Raw genomic sequence first — 19,093 nt, 5'->3', positions numbered from 1 at the left:
ACTGCGATGCGGGCGGGTTGCGGGTCAGTGCTGTGCGGGGAAGCCGTCGCGGAAGACGGGGCGCTGCTCACCGGCCTCGACGGGCAGGTGGAAGCGGTTCTGCCGCGGCGGCATCGGACAGTTGTACTGATCGGAGAATCCGCAGGGCGGCACGAAGGCGCGGTTGAAGTCGAGCAGGACGCGGTGCTCGTCCGCCGTCCGCTGCACGAACAGGAAACGGCCGGCGCCGTAGGTGGTGTCCCCGTTGGTGGGGTCGCCGAAGACGAGCAGCAGGGTGCCGTCGTCGTCGAAGGCGCTGAGGGTGTACTCGCGGCCGTCGACGGTGAGGGTGATGTCGCCGGGGACGACGAGGTCTCGGGTGCCGCCGTTGTCCCGGATGTGCTCGAAGGGCACCTGCCGGGCGCCGGGCACGGGGGTGTAGACGGCGTGCAGCACCCAGGCGGGGTCGTACGGGAAGGCGTCGACCCGGTCGAAGTGGCGGACGGCCGGAGAGTCGGCGTCCCAGAAGCGCAGGCCGTGCTCGGGCGCGCCGGTGACGAGGTCGGTCCGCTGGAGTGTGGTCACCGTCACGGTGTCCGGCCGGCCCGCCCGGGCCCGCTCCGCGTCGGGGTGCTCACCGGACGGGAGCCAGCGGGTCTCGACAAGTGCGAGGTTCCCGGTCGGCGCGGTGAGGGCCCGGCGACGCTCGGCGCGCCAGGCGTCCCACCGCGCGACGGCATCGGTGTCGGGCTGGTCGGGTGTGGCAAGGGACACGGTGGGACTCATTCAGGTAGCACGGACGGCGGCCGCACACCGCGGACGTCACGCTGCGCGATTGGGTGGCCAAAGCATGCCCTTTATCTGTCATAAGAGGATCTAATGTCAAATGCCGCTGACACATGCTGAGACGGCGGCCTCCCACCGGCCCTGGCCACCGGTCCCCCACCCGTCCACGGCGGCGGCCGGCTCACCCGTCCACGGCGGCGGTCCGCTCACCCGTCCATGGCGGCGGTCCGCTACCCGCGCGCCCGCAGCGCGGGCAGTACGGTCTCCGCGACCCGGTGGGCCTCCTCCAGCAGCGGGTTGCCCGACAGGATGAAGGTGTCGACGCCCAGGTCCTCGTACTCCTTCAGCCGCTCCACGACCTGGGCGGCCGAGCCGACCACGGCGGTGCCGGGGCCCGGTCGGAACAGGCTCATGCCCGGCCAGAGATTCGGATGCGTCTCCAGTTCCCGGGCCCGAGCGGGCACCCGGCCCCCGTGCTGGCGGAACTGGCGCTGCCAGCCGACGCCGTCCTCCCCGGCCCGGCCACCGAGCTGCCGGGCGTAGGTCGCCTCGCTGGTGACGTCGAGCAGCCGGTCGGCCGCGGCCCATGCCTCGTCCTCGGTGTCCCGGACGATCAGGTGCAGCCGCAGTCCGATGCGCAGCGTCCGCCCGTACGCCGCCGCCCGCTCCCGGACCCGGTCCAGCTTCTCCTTGAGCAGGTGCGGCGGCTCGCCCCAGGTCAGATAGACGTCCACGTGCTCGGCCGCCATCTCGATGCCCGGCTGCGACGAACCGCCGAACCACAGCGGGACGTGCGGCGACTGCACCGGCCGCAGATCGCCGAAGGAGGCGCCCGCGCCCTTGAGGTCGTAGAAGCGTCCCTGGTGGTCGAAGACCTCACCGGCGGTGAGCCGTTTCACGATCGACCAGTACTCGGCGCTCAGCGCGTAGCGCTCGTCGTGGTCGACGGTGAGGCCGTACTCGCGCAGTGTCCGCGTCGAGCCGTTGACGACGTTGAAACGCAGCCGGCCGCCGAAGAGGGTGTCGAAGGTGAGCGCCATCTTGGCCAGCAGGGTCGGGGAGATCAGGCCGGGGTGGACGGCGAGCAGCGGCTGGAAGCGGGTGCTGGTGGCGGCGGCCAGCGCGCTGCCGAGCGGCCACACGTCGTACAGGTCGGTGGCGAGCAGCGCGCCGCTGAAGCCGAGGCGTTCGACGGTGCCCGCGAGCTGCTGGAGGTAGCCCAGGTCGACCGGGCGGCGCCCGGCGGGCTCCCAGGGGTAGGCGCCCTCGCGCGGAATGATGTACCAGAGGAACTCGGATGCCATGGCCGGCTCCTCCCTGTCAGGCGCGCCGCGCGACGGCGTCGGCGACCGTCACGGGGCGTTCGATGAATCCGGTGCGGACGAAGACGTCCGCCGCCTGCTGCTGCTCGGCGAGGAAGTCCTCGCTCACGTCCTCGATGCGCCAGGGCAGGGCGCGCAGCGCGGTCTCCCAGTCGTCGACGCCGCCGCCCTGGTGGTCGGCGGCGATGGCGGCGGCCTCGCGCGGGTGGGCGGCGGCCCAGGCGTCCGCGCGGCGCAGCGCCCGCAGCAGGGCGGCGACGACCTCGGGCCGCCGCTCGGCCACCTCCCGGCGGGTGAAGAACACCGACCGGTCGGTGATGACGTCACCGGTGCGCACCAGGACCCGGACACCGCCGGTGCGCAGCGCGGCGGCCAGCTGCGGTCCCTGGGCGACCCAGGCGCCGAGCGCGCCGGACCGCAGCAGCCGCTCACTGTCCGGGCCGCCGCGCTCGGCGGTGATGTCGGTGGCGTACGACAGTCCCGCGTCGTCCAGCGCCTTGGCGACCAGGTGGGTCTGCCAGGACCCGATCGCCAGGTGCACGGTGGTGCCCTTGAGGTCGGCGACGGTGCGCGCGGGGCTGTCCGCTGCCACCAGCAGGGCGCCGTGGTCCGGGCGTGGGGCCGACACGGCGGCGTAGACGATGTCGTGCCCGGCTGCCTGCGCGGTGACCGGCGGGGTGGATCCCGTGCCGCCGAAGTCAATCAGTCCCTCGGTGAGGAGCTGTCCGGTGCGCACGCCGTCGGTGTAGGCGTGGAAGGCGACGCTCTCGCCCACCGCGGCGAGTTCCTCGGCGGCGTGGTCGAGGCGGGAGAGGTAGTAGAGGGTGGGGTTGCTGTTGTGGACACCGATGGTGATGGTCATTCAGATCGCTCCTGTGGCAGTGGAGTTGACGGCGGTCCCGGTCGGCTGGACGCCGAGGTCGGTCAGCAGGCGGCGACGCAGGGCGAGGCAGGCCGGGTCGCCGAGGTCGCGGGGCCGGGCGGCGGTGACGGGTTCGTCGGTGACGAGCCGCCCCGCGCGCAGGACGCAGACGCGGTCGGCGAGCCGTACGGCCTCGTCCACGTCGTGGGTGACGAGCAGGACGGCCGGCCGGTGGGCGCGGCACAGCTCGCCGACCAGGTCCTGCATGCGCAGCCGGGTCAGTGCGTCGAGTGCGGCGAACGGCTCGTCGAGCAGCAGCAGTTCCGGTTCCCGCACCAGGGCGCGGGCGAGTGCGACGCGCTGTGCCTCGCCGCCGGAGAGGGTGGCGGGCCAGGATCGGGCGTGCCCGGCCAGGCCGACTTCGGCGAGCGCGCGGCGGCCGCGCCCGGTCTCGGTGCGCGGCAGGGCCACGGTCACGTTGGCCAGGACCCGCTTGGACGGGACGAGCCGCGGCTCCTGGAAGACGATGGTGCGCGCCCGCGGCACCAGGACCTCGCCCGCGTCGGCGCCGTCCAGGCCGCCGAGGATGCGCAGCAGGGTGGTCTTGCCGCTGCCGCTCGCGCCCAGCAGGGCCACGAACTCCCCCCGCCGGACGGTCAGATCGAGCCCGTCGAGCACGGCTCGCTCCCCGAACACCCGGCGCAGTTCTTTGACCTCGACGGCGGTGGTCATCGGCGTGCCCCCTTCCACGGCATCAGCAGGCGCTCCAGCAGCCGCACCAGGGCGTCGGCGAACAGGCCGAACAGGCCGTAGACGAGGATGCAGACCGCGAGGACGTCGGTCCGGGCGTAGCTCTGCGCCTGTGCCATCAGGTAGCCGATGCCGGCGGTCGAGTTGATCTCCTCCGCGGCGATCAGGGCGATCACGCTGAGGGTCATGGACAGCCTGAGCCCGGCGAGCAGCGAGGGCAGCGCGCCCGGCAGGACGACCTCGCGCACGATCGCGAAGCGGCCCATCCCGAAGCTGCGCATCGCCTCCAACAGCCTGGGGTCGGTGGCCCGCACCCCGCTGGAGGTGGAGACGTACATGGGGAAGGTGGTGGCGACGGCGATCAGTACGATCTTCGCGATCTCGGTGATCCCGAACCAGACCATGAACAGCGGAACGAGGGAGAGGAACGGGACGGCGCGCAGCGTCTGGAGCGAGGAGTCCAGGAGTTCGTCGCCCAGCCGGGTGAAGCCGGTGACGACACCGAGGACCAGGCCGACGGTGATCCCGATGAGCAGGCCGGCGCCGGCGCGGGTGAGCGAGGTGGTGAGCGCGTCGGGCAACTGGCCGTTGCCCCACAGCTCGCCGACGGCGCGCAGCACGTCGGCGGGTGAGGCCAGCACGTCCGGGGTGAGCACCCCGGTGGCGGAGGCGATCCACCACAGCAGGAGCAGGGCCACCGGTCCGAGCGCCCGGACCGTCAGGGTGAGGGCGCGCGGGCGGGGGCGGCGGACGACGGCCCGCGGCGTCACCAGGCCCCCGCCCGCCGGCCGCGCGGCGGCCCGGGAGGTGAGCGTGTCGTCGGCGGCCGTCATGACAGCTTCGTCACGTCGATCACGTACGGGGTGACGTCGACCTCGGTCGGGGTGACCTTCTGGTCGGCGTAGAAACGCGCGACCTCCTGGAAGCGCCTGACGTCCGCGTCGGTGACGGGCTCGACGGTGCCGTCCTTGCCGGTGTAGTCGATCTGGACCTGCTTCGCCGCACCGGTGAGCGCCTGGGGGCCCGCGTCGGTGTTGACGTTCAGGTAGGCGGCCGGGTCCTGCTTCTCCTTGACGCTGCCGTCGTGGAGGTAGGCGTAGAGGGCCTTGACGACGTCGGGGTGCTGATCGGCGAATCCCGTGCGGACGGCGGTGAGGCTGTAGTTGTCGGAGCCGATCTGCTGTCCGTCGGTGAGGAAGTGGGCCTTGCCGCCGCCGACCTCGGCGACGGAGTACGTTGCCCACGACGCCCAGGCGTCGACCTGGCCCGCGTTGAAGACGGCGGCGGTCTGGTCGGCCTGGAGATAGACGCGCTCGACCCGGTCCGCCGGTACGCCCGCCTTGTCGAGTGCCTTCAGCAGCAGGTACTCGCCGGTGCCGCCCTGGTTGACGGCGACCTTCTTCCCGACGAGGTCCTGCACGCGGTCGATGCCGGAGCCGTTCTTGACGAGGATGCCCTCGCCCACCGGGTCGGGGGCGGTGGCGGTGAAGAACTTGAATCCGGGGTTCTGCTGCAAGGAGGTGATGCCGGAGGTGATGGAGCCGATGGCGATGTCCAGTTTGTCAGCGTTCATGGCCTGCGCGGCGGGCGCGAAGGGGCCCGCGCTGCCGGTCCAGGCGACCTTGGCGCCGACCTTGGCCAGCGCCTTGGCGAGCGAGCCGTCCTTCTTGCCCAGGGCGAGCACCCCGGAGTTGCCGGGATCGGGGATGCGGACGGTGACGGACGTGTCGGCGCCGTCGGTGGTGTCGGCCTGCGAGGTGCCGCAGCCGGTGAGGAGGGTGAGCGCGGTGACGGCGGCCAGGGCGGCGGGAACGGTACGGGCGAAGCGCATGGCGGGTCCTACGTGTCGGTGGAGGCGGGGGCGGACGGGGTGGGCGATGTCTCGGCGAGGCGCCGCCGGGCACGGCGCAACGGCTCGGGGTCGGCCCAGGCCCGTACGTCGACGGGTGCGGGCAGGAAGCCGTGGGCGCGCAGGGCCGCCTCCTGCCGGGCGAGGAGCGCGAGCCGGTCGTCCGACAGGTCCGGATGCAGGGTGCGGTGGGTGCCGGGCCGGTAGGCGCCGTGCACTCCGTCCGCGCCCGCGCCGGTCTCGGCGCCGAGGATGCGGGCGACCTCCGCGGGCTGCCCGGCGGCCCAGTCGGCGGCCCGCAGCAGGACCGTGAGGAACCGGTCGACGAGGTCGGGGTGATCGTCCAGGAGGCTTTGGTGGACGGTGATGGGGCGCGGTGTCCCGTTGTTCACCCGGTGCGTGCGGTCGGGCAGTTCGTCGAGTTCGACGGCGACCTCCGCCCCGGCCCGCCGGGCCGCCTCGACGGCGACGGCTCCCTTGACGTAGACCGCGTCGACGTCGCCGCGGACGAGCGCGGCCAGTTCCGCGGCCCACTGTCCGCGGTGTCCGTCGGCGGGTACGTCGATCGGCACCGCGTCGGCCAGGCCGTATCCGGCGGAGGCGAGCGCCCCCTCGAAGCCGCGCAGGGCCATGGCGCGCCAGAAGTCGATGGGAACGGAGTGCCGGGGCAGGGCCAGCCGCCGTCCGCGCAGCGCCGCGGCGCCCCGGATGCCGGAGCCCGGCGCGACGAGCACCGTCTGCCGCTCCTCGATCCAGGTGAGGCCGATCAGCCGGGTCGGCTCTCCGCGGGACCGCGCCCACAGGGCGGGGACGTTGCCGCCCTCGCGGAGGAGTGCGGGCAGTTCGTGCGTGTAGTGGGTGCGCCGGGCCGCGGCGTCCACGTCGGCGGCGCTCTCCTGAAGAGAGCGGACGGTGATGCCGTCCGGGGCGAACTCCCGCGACAGCCACTCCCGGTCGGCGGCGATGCCGGTCGCGGTGGGCACGGGACAGCGGGTGAACCACAGGGTTTCGGGCAGGGCTGGGTGCGTCATGGACTCTTCCCTGGATCGGGCGGGCGCCCCGTAGGGGGCGCGGAGGCGGCGGGCGCGCGGTCCGGGGACCGCGGGCGGGACGCCCGGCCGGGACGGCCGGGCACAGGGTGGACGGACCGGTCGCGCGACGGGGAGGGGCGGGACGGCCGCCGAGGGGCGGACAGGCGCGGCCGGGACGGCCGTGGACGGACGGATCAGGCGCAGGCGGGCCGGGCGCGGTGACCGGTCCCCGCTCTCGCGGCGGGGTCCGCGTCGCCCGGGGCGGTGGTGCGGCGGGTCAGCGACAGACCGCGCTGGAGACGCGCCCCAGGTCGATGTGGCGGCGCGTGGTGAAGGCGGGCGGAGCGGCGGTGGCGTGCATCGCTCGGCTCCCTTCGAGGTCGTCCGCCGGACCTGACCGGCGCGGTGCCCGCAGCCTGACACGGCCGAAAGCCACCGGGCAAGCCGCTTGCCACCATGTGGGAACGAGCGTGAACAGACTGTTTCAGCAGGTCATGGCCGTGCGTTGGGGTTGCCGCGATGTGGCAGGGTCGGAGCTGTCGGACGCCCCTGGCGCCCGGGAGAGGACGTGCGGTGACCCAGACCCCCGTCGCGGGCGCGCAGGCGGTGCGACGCGCGCTGGACATCCTGCACTGCTTCCACGACAACGCCCCCGACCTGAGCGCCTCCGAGATCGCCCGGCGGCTGCGCCTGTCGACGTCCACGGCCCACCGGCTGGCCCGCACGCTGCTGGGCGCCGGTTTCCTGGAGCAGGACCCGCGCACCGCCCGCTACCGGCTGGGGCCCGCCGTCACCGAACTGGGCCGGCTGTCGTACCACCAGCGCGGGCTCCATCTGGCCTCGCCCGAACTGGCCGACCTGGCCCGGCGCACCGGGGCGACCGCGGACCTGGCGCTGCGCAGCGGACCGTACGCGGTCATCGTGGCGGGCGGGTCGGTCACCCCGAAAGTGGGACTGCGCCGGCCGCTGCATTCGACGGCGCTCGGCAAAGTACTGCTGGCCTGGCCGCGGCCGGGCGAGGGCGGCGCCGAGTCGCTGCCGCCGCTGCGCGCGTTCACCGACCGCACCATCGTCCGGCCCGACCTGCTGACGGCCGAGCTGGCACGGGTGCGCGACCGGGAGCACGCGGTCAACGACGGCGAGTCCGCCCAGGGCGTCCGCACCCTGGCCGTGCCGGTCCTGGACCGCACGGACGCGGCACGCTTCGCCCTCGCGGTGCGGGGCACGCCGGACCTGATCACCGCCGAGACCACGGAGTGGTTCCTCGATCAGGCGCGTGCCTGCGCGCGGGCGCTGGAGGTGCTGCTGCTGCCGCCCGCGCAGCGCCACGCCGGCACCCGCTGACCACGCGCGGGCCGGCGCGGCCCTCACTGGTTGGGGTCGATGAGGTGGGGCACGACCCGGGTGAGCCTCAGCACGCCCCACAGGATCAGCAGGGCCCCCGCCAGCTCCGGCAGCAGCCACCAGCCGGTACGGACCTCCTCTCCGAACAGCGTCACCCCGAGGAACAGACTCATGGTCGCGTCGCCGATGGTCAGCGCGGGCTGCGAGGCGATCAGCGCGCCGGCCTGGAGGGAGTTCTCCAGCAGCAGCACGGCGCCGATGCCGGCCAGCGCGAAGCCGTAGGTCTGCCAGGTCCGCAGGAAGGCGGGGAACCCGGCGTGGGCCAGCACCCCGGTGGCCGATTTCATCAGGGCGGCGGTCAGGGCGTTGCCGATCGCGGCGGCCAGGGCGAGCGTCGCCGCGCGGCACAGGGAGGAATGCGTCGAGCGGGCCAGCACGACGGCGACGGTGATGGCGCCCAGGGTCAGGGCCAGCACGGGCAGCCAGCGGACCATGGACGCCTGGTCGCGTGCGCCCGAGGGCGCCGCGGCGGCCAGGACGAGGGCGAGCCCGCCGACCATGCCGGAGACCGCCCACCACCCGGCGGCGGACAGCCGGCGGTGCATCAGCCGGGCCGCAACGAGCAGGGCGAACGGCAGTTCCAGGATGAACAGCGGCTGGACCAGGGCCAGGGGCCCGTTGACCAGGGCCAGGGCCTGGAAGATCGCGGCACCGGCGACACCGGCGATACCGATCGACCAGGCGGGGCGGCGGACCAGGGCGATCATCAGGCCGAGCCCGCCGCCCCGCGACACCGCGGAGGCCGCCTTGCGCTGGAACGCCGTTCCCACGGCATTACTGGCGGCCCCCATTACGGCACAGGCGACGGCGAGCACGATCACACCTCTACAATGCCTCGCCTTTCCGATTACGTCTGCGACGCCGGTCACCGGGCGCGGCGCCCGGCGGGCGCGCCCGGGGCCGTTTCACCTGGTCAGGGCGGGAACACGGCGGAGGCCGCGCGGGGTGGAGCAGCGCACGCACAGGTGCGTCGCCGTGGCGGGCCCGAGGCACCCCGAGGGCCGGGGCGGCAGGAAGAGGAGGGCTCCGCTCCGCCGCCCGTCGTCCGCACGGCCCCGGGATCCGGGCCGCCGATCGTCCCGGCGCCCGGCCCGGACCGTGGGCCGGGCCGAGCCGAGTCGGTCCCGGCCCGCGAAGACCCGGGGCCCGAGCCCACCGGCCCGCGAGGACCGACGGCGCTCACGGACGTGGGCGAGGGTCCTGGCGAGCGGCCACTCACCGCCCCCGGCCGGCAGGCCGGAGACAGCCGGAACCCCGGGCCGCCGGCCGACGGTGGGACCTTGTCGGTGGCCGGCGGTGCGCACCTTGCCGCCGGCCGTTGGTGCGCACCTTGCCGGTGGCCGACAGTGCACACCTTGCCGGTGGCCGACAGTGCACATCTTCCCGGTGGTCGGCGCGTGCGATGTCACCGGCCGGGTCTTCGAGGCCCGAGGCCGCGGGCTGGACGATCGGGGTCATGGACGGCCGGCGGTGGGGACCATGGACCCCGTCCGCCGCCCGCCGGTGGCGGCCCGCCAGGACCGGTCCCTCGGTGGGCGGACCGCTCGCGCGGGCGACCGCTCCGGCTCCGGTCCGTGCCACCTGATGCCCCGGCACACCTCGTCCGTCCCCTGACACCCCGCGGCGCACTCCGTCGGTCGGCGGTTCGAACGCCCCGCTCCGCTACGAACGCGTCCGGGAGGCGAAGAAGAGGACACCGAGGTTACTTCCGGCGAACGGTTCGGGTAACGCTTGGTACTTGAGCCCGACAGCGTCTTGTTGCGCCCTATCTACGCGCGTATCTTTTCTGCCGGTTCACAACCCGTCTGCCACCTCCCACGGTTCAGTCGCGACTTTTCCGATTCCTGCACGAAAGAGCCCACGTGTCTGCACACATACCGTTGAGCCTGCGCGGCAGAGGCGCCAAGGCCGGCCTCATCGCCCTTCCTCTCGGCATCGCCGGATCGCTGCTCGCCCTCCCCCTCACCGCCCAGGCGGCGCCGTCACCGGACGCCGTCATCTCCGAGGTCTACGGCGGCGGCGGCAACTCCGGAGCCTCCCTCACCAACGACTTCATCGAGCTGGGCAACGCCGGTTCCGCGCCGTTCGATCTGAGCGGCTGGTCCGTGCAGTATCTGAGCGGCTCGCCCACCGCAAGCACCAAGTGGCAGGTCACCCCCCTGACGGGGGCCGTCCCCGCGGGCGGCAGCTACCTGGTCCAGGAGGCGAAGGGAGCGGCGGGTGACACCGCCCTGCCCACCCCGGACGCCACCGGCACCATCGCCATGTCGGCGACCAGCGGCACGGTCGCGCTGGTCCACTCGACCACCGCGCTCACCTGCCTGACCGCCGCCGACTGCGCGGCCGACACCACCGTGAAGGACCTGGCCGGCTTCGGCACCGCGGTGGTCCGCGAGGGCAGCCCCGCCACCGGCGCGGGCAACACCACCTCCGTGGCGCGCGGTGCCGCGCTCACCGACACGGACGACAACTCGGTGGACTTCACCGGCGGGACGCCGAGCCCCCGCAACTCCGCCGGCGACGGCGACAGCGGCGACCCGACGCCCACCCCGTCGCCCACCGACACCGCCCCGGGCAGCCTGCGCATCCACGACATCCAGGGCACCACCCGGATCTCCCCGCAGAACGGCAAGTCCGTCACCAACGTGCCCGGCGTGGTGACCGGCGTGCGCTCCACCGGCTCGAAGGGCTACTGGATCCAGGACCCCGAGCCGGACCAGAACCCCGCCACCAGCGAGGGCATCTTCGTCTTCACCGGCTCCGCCACCCCGCTCGTCAAGGTCGGCGACTCGGTGCTGGTGTCCGGCAAGGTGAGCGAGTACTACCCCGGTGGCCAGAGCAGCGGCGCCCAGTCCGTCACCGAACTGACCGGCCCGAGCGCGGTCGTGCTCTCCGCCGGCAACAAGCTGCCGGCGGCGGAGGTCGTCGACGCGGGCACCATCCCCGAGACCTACGCGCCCGAGGTCCCCGGCGGCAACATCGAGCCGGAGCAGCTCGCGCCCGGCAAGTACGCGCTGGACTGGCTGGAGTCCCGTGAGGGCATGCTGGTGCAGATCGGCGACTCCCGCGTGGTCGGCGCCTCCAACGCGTACAACGAGACCTGGATCACCACGAAGCCCAAGGAGAACCCGACTCCGCGCGGCGGCACCATCTACCAGGGGTACGACGAGCCCAACTCGGGCCGTCTGCTGGTCGCCCCGCTCACCGGCGACCCGCTGCACGCCGACGTCGGCGACACGCTGACCGGCACGACCGCGGGCCCCGTGGACTACGGCACCTACGGCGGCTACAGCATCCAGGCGACGCAGGTAGGCACCGTCAAGAGCGGCGGCATCAAGCCGGACGTGGCGAAGAAGGGCAAGTCGAACGAGCTCTCGGTCGCCACGTACAACGTGGAGAACCTCGACCCGACGGACCCGCAGAGCAAGTTCGACCGGCTCGCCGAGGGCGTCGTCAAGAACCTGGCGGCCCCGGACATCGTGAGCCTGGAGGAGATCCAGGACGACAACGGCGCCAAGGACGACGGCACGGTCTCGGCCGGCAAGACGATGGCGCAGTTCATCGCGGCCATCGAGAAGGCCGGCGGCCCGACGTACGCCTGGCGCTCCATCGACCCGGTCAACGACCAGGACGGCGGCGAGCCGGGCGGCAACATCCGCAACGTCTTCCTGTTCAACCCGGCGCGCGTCAGCTTCGTCGACCGGCCGGGCGGCGACTCCACCACCGGTGTCCAGGCCGTCAGCGACGGCAAGAAGGGCGTAGAGCTCTCGGTCTCGCCGGGCCGGATCGACCCCACCTCCGACGCCTGGAAGAGCAGCCGCAAGCCGCTGGTCGGCGAGTTCGTCTTCCGTGGCGAGCAGGTCTTCGTGGTCGGCAACCACTTCAACTCCAAGGGCGGCGACCAGCCGGTGCACGGCGCGCAGCAGCCGCCGGTCCTCGGCTCCGAGACCCAGCGCACCGCTCAGGCGCAGGAGGTCAACACCTTCGTCCGCAGCATCCTCGCCAAGGACAAGAAGGCCAAGGTCGTGGTGCTGGGCGACCTGAACGACTACCAGTTCTCCAAGCCGCTGAAGACGCTGACCTCCGGTGGCGTCCTCAACGACCTGATCAACACGCTGCCCGCCGACGAGCGGTACAGCTACGTGTACGACGGCAACTCGCAGACCCTGGACCACATCCTGGTCTCGCCGGCCGTCAAGCGGCCGGACTACGAGGTCGTCCACATCAACGCCGAGTTCGCCGACCAGACGAGCGACCACGACCCGCAGGTGGTCCGCATCAAGTAGGGACTCCGTCGAGCGGCGGTTCCGTCGAGGGGGGTCCGTCGAGCGGGGGTTCCGCGCCGTTCGGACACCGCGGACGATGTGTGGCGCGCACCCGGGCCGGGGGGCGCCCCCCCAGTGTGGGGCCGGCACGCCCCGCCCCCTCGGCCGCCCCGGGGGCGGCCCCGTTTAGGTGCGGCACCCCGGAGGGGCGCGGGCCGCGCGCCCCGCGGGCGGGCGGGGGGGCGGGGGCGGGGGGCCGGGCGGGGGGGGGGCCCGCGCGGTGCGCCCCCCGCGGCGGTGGGGGGGCGCGCCCGGGGGCGGGGGCCCGCCACACATGTGTCGGACGGGAAGGACCGGCCGCTTCGCCGGACCGGGGTCCGGCACGGTATCGGTCCGGCACCCGTCAGGGCCGCTGCCGGCGCTCCGAGGTGGGCGGTACCGGCTTGGACCGCTGCGGACCCGCGGCCACCTGCTCGGGGTCGAGGATCTGGTCTCCGTAGAGGTCCTGGAGCCAGTTGGTCTGGTAGATGGTGTCGAGGTAGCGCTCGCCGAGGTCCGGGGCGATGGCGACCGCGGTGAGGCCGGGCGTCCCGTGCTCGTCCAGCCAGTCGGACGCGCCGCTGACCACCGTGCCGGTGGAGCCGCCGAACAGGAAGCCGCGTCTGGCCAGTTGGTGGCAGGTGCGGATGGTGTCCGCCTCCTCGACCCAGATGACCTCGTCCACCAGGGACTCGTCGAGCAGCGGCGGGCGCATGCTCATCCCCAGGCCGGGGATCATCCGGCGGCCCGGCTTGCCGCCGAAGGCCACCGAGCCCGCGCTGTCCACGGCGACGATCCGCACGGGCCGGTGCCAGTGCCGGAAGTAACGGGCGCAGCCCATCAGGGTTCCGGTGGTGCCCGCGCCGACGAACAGCACGTCGAGCCGTGGGAACTGACAGGCGATCTCCGGCGCCGTACGGTGGTAGTGCGCCCGCCAGTTGCCCGGGTTGGTGTACTGGCTGAGCCACACGTAGCGGTCGTCGGAGGCGCACAGCGCACGGACGTAGTCGATCCGCGCGCCGAGGAAACCGCCGTTGGCGTCGGTGTCCGCGATGACGTGCACCTCGCTGCCCAGCGCCTCCATCAGGAGCCGGGTGGAGAGGTTGCAGCGGGAGTCCGTCACGCACAGGAACCGGTAACCCTTGCTGGCGGCGATGATGCTGAGGGCCACGCCGAGGTTTCCCGAGGAGGACTCGACCAGCGTCGAATCCTGCATCAGGATGCCGTCACGCTCGGCGGCCTCCACCATCTCCACCGCGGCCTTCAACTTGATCGAGCCCGCGAAGTTGAAGCCCTCGCACTTCAGGTAGAGGGAACGCCCGAGGGTCGGCTGCAGATCGACGTAGAGCTGGCCTTCGTTGAAGGCGTGGGGAGCGGATATGACGGGCACGGTTGACCTCCTGGTGCCAGGGCTGAGGGGAAGGGCGTCAGCCGTACCGGCGCAGGTCGTGGAAGAAGTCGTCGATGAGGCGGAGGTGACCCGCCTGGGCTGCCTGGTCGTAGACGAACTTGCCGACGGCGAGGTCGAGGACGCCGAGGCCGAACGGCGAGAAGATCACCGTGCGGTCGGCCGGCGGGAGGACCCGCTTGCACATGACGTCGTCGAGGGTGCCGTTCAGGAAGTCGCGGTTTCCGGTGAGCTGTTCGGCCAGGTGGGGGGACGTGTCGGCCTTCAGGCAGTGGTCGACGTCGTCGACGAAGTTCGCCGCGCCGAGCAGGACCTCGGGGGCGAGGTCGCGCAGCGACACGTGCAGGACCAGCGGGTGGTGTGCGAACAGGCCCTGGTCGGTGATGTGCGGGGTGCCGGCCACGGTGGCGAAGACCACCAGGTCGCTGGAGCGGATCAGTTCCTCGGGTCGCTCGTGGACGGTGATCTCCCCGGTGGCGCCGGACTGCTTCAGGTAGCCGCAGAACCCGGCGGCGCTGTCGGTGGACAGATCGTGCACGCCGACCGACTCGAAGGTCCAGCCGGTGCCCGCGAGGAAGGTGTGGATGTAGCGGGCGATCAGTCCGGTGCCGAAGAACCCGATGCGGGTGGGCCGGGACCGGCCCCGGCTGAGCCGGTCGGCCGCCAGCGCGGCCGACGCCGCGGTCCGGGTCGCACTGATGATGGAGCTCTCCAGGCAGGCGAACGGGTACCCGGTGTCGTGGTCGTTGAGGATGAGGACCGCGGAGGCCCGGGGCAGCCCCGACGCCACGTTCTCCGGGAAACTGGAGATCCACTTCAGGCCGTCCACCTGGGCCGGTCCGCCGACCGAGGCCGGCAGCGCGATGATGCGCGCGGAGGGACGGTCGGCGAAACGCAGGAAGTACGACGGCGGGTTGACCGTGTCCCCGGCGCCGTGCAGCCGGTAGGTCTGCTCGACCAGTTCCACGATCTCCTTCTCGCGCCCGGCGAGGGCCTGCTGCACCTGGGCTCCGGAGATCACCGCGAAGCCCGGAACGTGCGCCGCCCCGGTGGTGGCCCGCCGCGCGTCGGGGGACAGGAGGTTCGTCATCGCCTGCTCGCTTCCGGGGTCGGGACGCAGTCGGTCAGCCGCCGGGGCTCGGCCATGGAGACCAGCACCTGGCGTTCTCCGGTGTACGGCTCCCTGCTGTGCGCGGTGCGTATGTTGTCCACGAGCAGCACGTCGCCGGCCTGCCAGGGCTCGCGCCGGGTCAGCTTCTCGTAGGTGCTGTTGAGCTGTTGCACGACGTCCTCGCCGATGGCGGAGCCGTCGCCGTACCGGGTGTTGAACGGCAGCCCGTCCGCGCCGTACTCCTCCACCAGGTACTCACGCACCTCGGGGGCGAGCGTCCACTCGTTGAGGAAGGCGATCTGGTTGAACCAGCAGCGCCGTCCGGTGACCGGGTGGCGGACCACGGCACTGCGCAGTTGCCGGGTGTGCAGGGAGCCGTCCGGCTGCCAGGTGAAGTCGATGGCGTGGGCGCGGCAGTAGCGTTCGACGGCGGCGCGGTCGTCGGTGCCGAAGGACTCCGCGAGGGACGCCCCGATCTCGTCGTTGTAGCTGCGGGTGAGCAGCCAGCCCTCGCGTTCGAAACGCTCGCTGAGTTCCTCGGGCAGCGCCCGCAGGACCTGTTCGGCGTCGGCCACCGCGGTCGCCCCGCCCTCACCGGGCGGGATCAGGCACGCGAACAGCATCAGGCCGGGGACCTCCAGCGAGTAGCTCAGTTCGTGGTGCATGCACATCGGCTGGTTGGCCGGCCAGGTCGAGGAGGAGTACAGCCCCGGGCTGTACGTCTCCCGGGGGGCGAATGCCTCCCGCTCGGTCATCAGGCCGCCGGCGAGGCCCGCGAAGACGGCGCCGACCTGGTCCGGCGTGCCCGGACCCAGACCGCGGACCAGCAGCGCACCGTGCTCGGTGACCTGCGCGCGCAGCGCGTCGCGGTACTCGGCCGCCCAGCTGGATGGGTCGGCGGGGGTGTTGACGCGCAGGATCGGAGGGCGGTCCGGCGCCAGCTCCACGTCGAGCGGTGGTGCCAGGGGTGAGGACGACATCTCGGTTTCCTTTCGCTTGCCCCGGTGGGGGCGGTGGGGGCTCAGGAAGAGGCCAGTGGTGCGGTGGCACCGAGGACGGCCCGAGCCGCTTCGGCCGGCCGGGTTCGCTGGAAGTGGTGGCCGCCGTCGGGGAGTTCGTGCAACTCCACCTGTTCGGCCAGCAGCTGCCAGGCGCGGTGTCGGTCGGGTTCGCCGGCCGTGTTCGGGTCGTCGGCGGCCATGACCACGGTCACCGGCGCGGCCAGCTTGCGCTCCGGCGGGGTCTCCAGGGCGTCGGCGAAGTAGTGGTGCGCGCTCACGCAGTCGTGGCGGTAGGCGGCGGCCACGCGTTCGGCGTGCCGGGCGTTCAGCTCGGCGAGTTCGGGGTAGCCGCTGTCCGCGGTCAGCCGCTTGACGATCTCGGCGTCGCTCAGCTCCGTCAGCTCCCGGGCGGCGGCACGCCGTTCCGCGGCGGTGCAGGGCAGCTGAGCGGCGAGGAACACCCGGGCGACGTCCACGCCGCGTTCCTCCAGCAGCCGGGCCGTCGCCATCGCCGCGGCCGCGCCCGCGGAGTGGCCCCACAGCATGACCCGGGTGGGCCCGCGCGCGACGATCTCGTCGGCGGCCCGCTGGGCCACCCGGGCGAGCGGCGCGAACGGCTCGGCGTGGGCGGCGAGGTCGTGGCCGGGCAGTTCCACGGCGTGGACCGCCGTACCGCCGCCGGCCAGCGCACCGGCCATCGGCTGGTAGTTGACGGCGTTGCCGCCCGCGTAGGGGAAGCAGACCAGGGTGCATTCCGGGGCGCCGGCCGCCTCCGCCAGCGGCTGGAGCAGGTCGGTGCGGTCGCGGGTGCCGCCGTCGAGCAGCGCGGCGAGGTCGGCGAGCACCGGGTTGCGGGTGATGTCCTTGAGGGAGACCGCGCGGTCCAGGGCGATGGTGAGCTTCACGGCCGACAGCGAGGTGCCACCGGAGTCGAAGAAGTGGTCCCGGCGGCCGATCTGCGGCTCGGGGACGCCCAGCAGCTCCGCCCAGGCGGCCGCCAGCTTCCGCTCGGCGGGCGTGCGCGGCGCGCGGTCGGGCTGCGCGGCGGTGTCCCGCTCGGCGGGCGCGGCCGTCTGTTCGGCCAGCGCCTTCAGGGCCTTCTTGTCGATCTTGCCGTTGGCGGTCAGCGGGAGGGCGTCCTGCCAGTGGAAGGCCGAGGGGACCATGTAGTCGGGCAGCACGTCGGCCAGTTCCTCGCGCAGTTCGTCCGTGGGCAGCCGCCGACCGGTGTGGAAGGCGATCAGGTGCTTGCTGCCGCCGGCCCGTTCGGCGACGACGACCGCGCCGTCCCGTACGCCGTCCACCCCGAGCAGGGTGTTCTCGATCTCGCCGATCTCGATGCGGAAACCGCGGATCTTGACCTGGCTGTCCCGGCGGCCGAGGAACTCCAGCTTTCCGCCGGGGTGCCAGCGGCCCCAGTCCCCCGCCAGGTAGAGCCGCTCGCCCGGCCGGTAGGGGTCCTCGCGGTACGCCTCGGCGGTCCGCTCGGGGTCGTTGACGTAGCCCCGGCCCACGCAGACCCCGGAGAAGGCGATCAGCCCGGGGGCGCCGAGCGGCACCAGGGACAGCTGTTCGTCGACGACATGGACCCGTACGTTGTTGACGGCGCGGCCGAGCAGCACCCGCTCGGGCACCTTGTCCATGACCTCGTGGTTGGTGTCGTCCGACGTCTCGGTGAGGCCGTAGGCGTTGACGAGTTTGATGCGCGGCTGGCCGGCGAACCAGCGCTGGACCAGTTCCCGTTTCAACGCCTCGCCGGTCACCGACACGCAGCGCAGGTCCGGCAGCTCGCGCGGGTGCTGCTCCAGGTAGGAGACCACGACCTCCAGGTAGGAGGGCACGACCTGCACCACGCCGACCCGGCCCTCGACGAGGGTGTCGACGAACCGTTCCACGTCCACCACGGTGTCCTGGCCGACCAGCAGCGTCCGGCCGCCCACCAGCAGGGCGGACACCAGTTGCCACAGCGAGATGTCGAAGCACTGCGGGGCGGTCTGCGCCACCACGCGCCCCTGGGTGATGCCCAGGTCGTCGATCTTGGCGTAGAGGTGGTTGAGCATGCCCGCGTGCTCGCACATCGCGCCCTTCGGCTCACCCGTGGAGCCGGAGGTGAAGTAGATGTAGGCCAGTTGCCCGGCCGAGACCGCAACCCCGACGTCCCCGTCGGCGTGCCCTTCCGCGTAGGCCGCCTCGATCAGCAGTTTCTCCACGTCCGGCAGGCCGGTCAGGGCCTCGTCGAGGGTGGTGGTGCTGCCGGACTCGGTCAGCACCAGACGGCATCCGGCACGCGACAACGTTGCCAGGATGCGTCCGGCGGGGAAGTGCGGTTCGATCGGCAGGTAGACGCAGCCGGCCTTGAACACCGCGAGGACCGAGGCGAGCCAGTCGAGGTTGCGTTCGGTGACCACGGCGACGACGCCCTCGTGTCCTGGTCCGCGGGCGAGGAGGGCCCGTGCCAGACGGTTGGCGCGGGCGTTCAGCTCGCCGTACGTCCACGACCGGTCGCCCTGCACCGCGGCGATCGCCTCCGGGTGCTCGCGCGCCCGCTGCTCGAACAGCTCGTGCGCCCTCGCCTGCGGCAGTGCACGCTCGGGTCCGGCCAGTCGTTCGAGCTGCTCGTGCACCTCGTCGGCCGACACCAGGCTCTGTCCGGCGTGTTCGGCGTCCGGATCCGCCGCCATCAGCCGCAGTGCGGTCAGGTGGTAGCCGCCGATCCGGGCCACGTATCCGGCGTCGAGCACCTGGGTGCGGTAGCGCAGCCGCAGGGCCAGCCGGCCGTTCCGCTCCCACCAGCCGACTCCGAGGACGGCGTCGTCCACCAGCCCGCCCTCGGCCCCGGCCGGGTCGAACACGACCTCGTACGACGGCCCCGCCACCCGCAGCTCCCGCCACAGCCCGTCGACCGGGAAGTCCCGGTGCGCGAGCAGTTCGGACTCGACGCGGTGCGCGGCGGACACCAGGGCGCGCCAGGTCTCGGGCGCGACGGGAAGCCGGCACGGCAGCGGCCTTTTCCCCGCGCCGGCGACATAGCCCGTGACCACTTCCTGCTCGGCGGAGAGCGCGGCCAACACCTTGGCGTGCGCGGCCAGCAGTACCGCGCTCAGCGGCACCCCCAGCTCCCGTGCGAGCTCGCGCACCCGTGCCGCCAGGTCGTCCGGCACCGCCGTCTCGTACGCGGCCACGCCCGGCACGGGCTCGCCGACCCACCGCGGCACCGCGGTGCAGCCGCCGGCGCTCAGCACACGGCTCCAGTACTCCCGGTCCGATTCCACCTGCGCTCCCATCG

15 protein-coding genes are annotated in these 19,093 nt (G+C 73.1%); 2 read left to right on the top strand and 13 right to left on the bottom strand.

The features are described from left to right. Positions 1–24: 24 nt before the first annotated feature. The 8 genes from ACFC09_RS25260 to ACFC09_RS25225 all read right to left on the bottom strand — a co-directional run bounded on the left by ACFC09_RS25260 (position 25) and on the right by ACFC09_RS25225 (position 6,940). A complete protein-coding gene (locus ACFC09_RS25260) occupies positions 25–765 on the bottom strand; it encodes a DUF1684 domain-containing protein (protein WP_376532235.1) in 741 nt (246 codons plus the stop codon). A gap of 230 nt (positions 766–995) precedes the next feature. Next, a complete protein-coding gene (locus ACFC09_RS25255; protein ID WP_376532233.1) occupies positions 996–2,069 on the bottom strand; it encodes an LLM class flavin-dependent oxidoreductase in 1,074 nt (357 codons plus the stop codon). A 16-nt stretch (positions 2,070–2,085) separates the two neighbouring features. After that, positions 2,086–2,949, bottom strand: a complete 864-nt coding sequence (locus ACFC09_RS25250) for an ABC transporter substrate-binding protein (RefSeq protein ID WP_376532231.1) — start codon at positions 2,947–2,949, stop codon at positions 2,086–2,088. After that, a complete protein-coding gene (locus ACFC09_RS25245) occupies positions 2,950–3,681 on the bottom strand; it encodes an ABC transporter ATP-binding protein (protein ID WP_376532229.1) in 732 nt (243 codons plus the stop codon). Beyond that, the gene (locus ACFC09_RS25240) at positions 3,678–4,532 is read right to left on the bottom strand and encodes an ABC transporter permease (protein ID WP_376532227.1); all 855 of its coding nucleotides are present in this window, start codon (positions 4,530–4,532) and stop codon (positions 3,678–3,680) included. Before ACFC09_RS25240 ends, ACFC09_RS25245 begins: the two co-directional genes overlap by 4 nt. Continuing rightward, entirely contained in the window at positions 4,529–5,530 is a 1,002-nt protein-coding gene (locus ACFC09_RS25235) for an NrtA/SsuA/CpmA family ABC transporter substrate-binding protein (RefSeq protein ID WP_376532224.1), read from the bottom strand. Before ACFC09_RS25235 ends, ACFC09_RS25240 begins: the two co-directional genes overlap by 4 nt. A gap of 8 nt (positions 5,531–5,538) precedes the next feature. Continuing rightward, complete coding sequence (locus ACFC09_RS25230) at positions 5,539–6,579, bottom strand: ABC transporter substrate-binding protein (protein ID WP_376532222.1); 1,041 nt, start codon at positions 6,577–6,579, stop codon at positions 5,539–5,541. A gap of 277 nt (positions 6,580–6,856) precedes the next feature. After that, positions 6,857–6,940 (bottom strand): putative leader peptide, encoded by an 84-nt coding sequence (locus tag ACFC09_RS25225; protein WP_376532349.1) that lies wholly within the window; start codon positions 6,938–6,940, stop codon positions 6,857–6,859. Between the two features lie 158 nt (positions 6,941–7,098). On the opposite strand from ACFC09_RS25225, the gene ACFC09_RS25220 reads away from it, so the two are divergent. Then, entirely contained in the window at positions 7,099–7,923 is an 825-nt protein-coding gene (locus tag ACFC09_RS25220) for an IclR family transcriptional regulator (protein ID WP_376532220.1), read from the top strand. A gap of 23 nt (positions 7,924–7,946) precedes the next feature. Here the strand turns inward: ACFC09_RS25220 and ACFC09_RS25215 are convergent, their stop codons facing one another. Next, complete coding sequence (locus tag ACFC09_RS25215; RefSeq protein ID WP_376532217.1) at positions 7,947–8,804, bottom strand: DMT family transporter; 858 nt, start codon at positions 8,802–8,804, stop codon at positions 7,947–7,949. Positions 8,805–9,845: 1,041 nt separating this feature from the next. On the opposite strand from ACFC09_RS25215, the gene ACFC09_RS25210 reads away from it, so the two are divergent. Then, positions 9,846–12,269 carry an endonuclease/exonuclease/phosphatase family protein gene (locus ACFC09_RS25210; protein ID WP_376532215.1) on the top strand — a complete coding sequence of 808 codons (2,424 nt, stop codon included), beginning with the start codon at positions 9,846–9,848 and terminating at the stop codon, positions 12,267–12,269. Positions 12,270–12,651: 382 nt separating this feature from the next. Here ACFC09_RS25210 and sbnA read toward each other — a convergent pair whose 3' ends face one another. The 4 genes from sbnA to ACFC09_RS25190 are packed head-to-tail and all read right to left on the bottom strand — an operon-like array spanning position 12,652 to position 19,091. Then, the gene (gene sbnA, locus ACFC09_RS25205; RefSeq protein WP_376532212.1) at positions 12,652–13,677 is read right to left on the bottom strand and encodes a 2,3-diaminopropionate biosynthesis protein SbnA; all 1,026 of its coding nucleotides are present in this window, start codon (positions 13,675–13,677) and stop codon (positions 12,652–12,654) included. A 37-nt stretch (positions 13,678–13,714) separates the two neighbouring features. Continuing rightward, positions 13,715–14,785 carry a 2,3-diaminopropionate biosynthesis protein SbnB gene (sbnB, locus tag ACFC09_RS25200; RefSeq protein WP_376532210.1) on the bottom strand — a complete coding sequence of 357 codons (1,071 nt, stop codon included), beginning with the start codon at positions 14,783–14,785 and terminating at the stop codon, positions 13,715–13,717. Further along, complete coding sequence (locus ACFC09_RS25195; protein WP_376532208.1) at positions 14,782–15,786, bottom strand: TauD/TfdA family dioxygenase; 1,005 nt, start codon at positions 15,784–15,786, stop codon at positions 14,782–14,784. The genes sbnB and ACFC09_RS25195 overlap by 4 nt, the downstream gene beginning before the upstream one ends. Before the next feature lie 41 nt (positions 15,787–15,827). Next, a complete protein-coding gene (locus ACFC09_RS25190) occupies positions 15,828–19,091 on the bottom strand; it encodes an amino acid adenylation domain-containing protein (protein ID WP_376532206.1) in 3,264 nt (1,087 codons plus the stop codon). Positions 19,092–19,093 lie beyond the last annotated feature (2 nt).

It is taken from the genome of Streptomyces sp. NPDC056161 (assembly GCF_042268025.1).
In the GTDB taxonomy this organism is placed as follows: Bacteria; Actinomycetota; Actinomycetes; order Streptomycetales; family Streptomycetaceae; genus Streptomyces.
The sequence above is the reverse complement of the archived record's forward strand: the minus strand, read 5'-3'. Positions and strand labels throughout refer to the sequence as shown.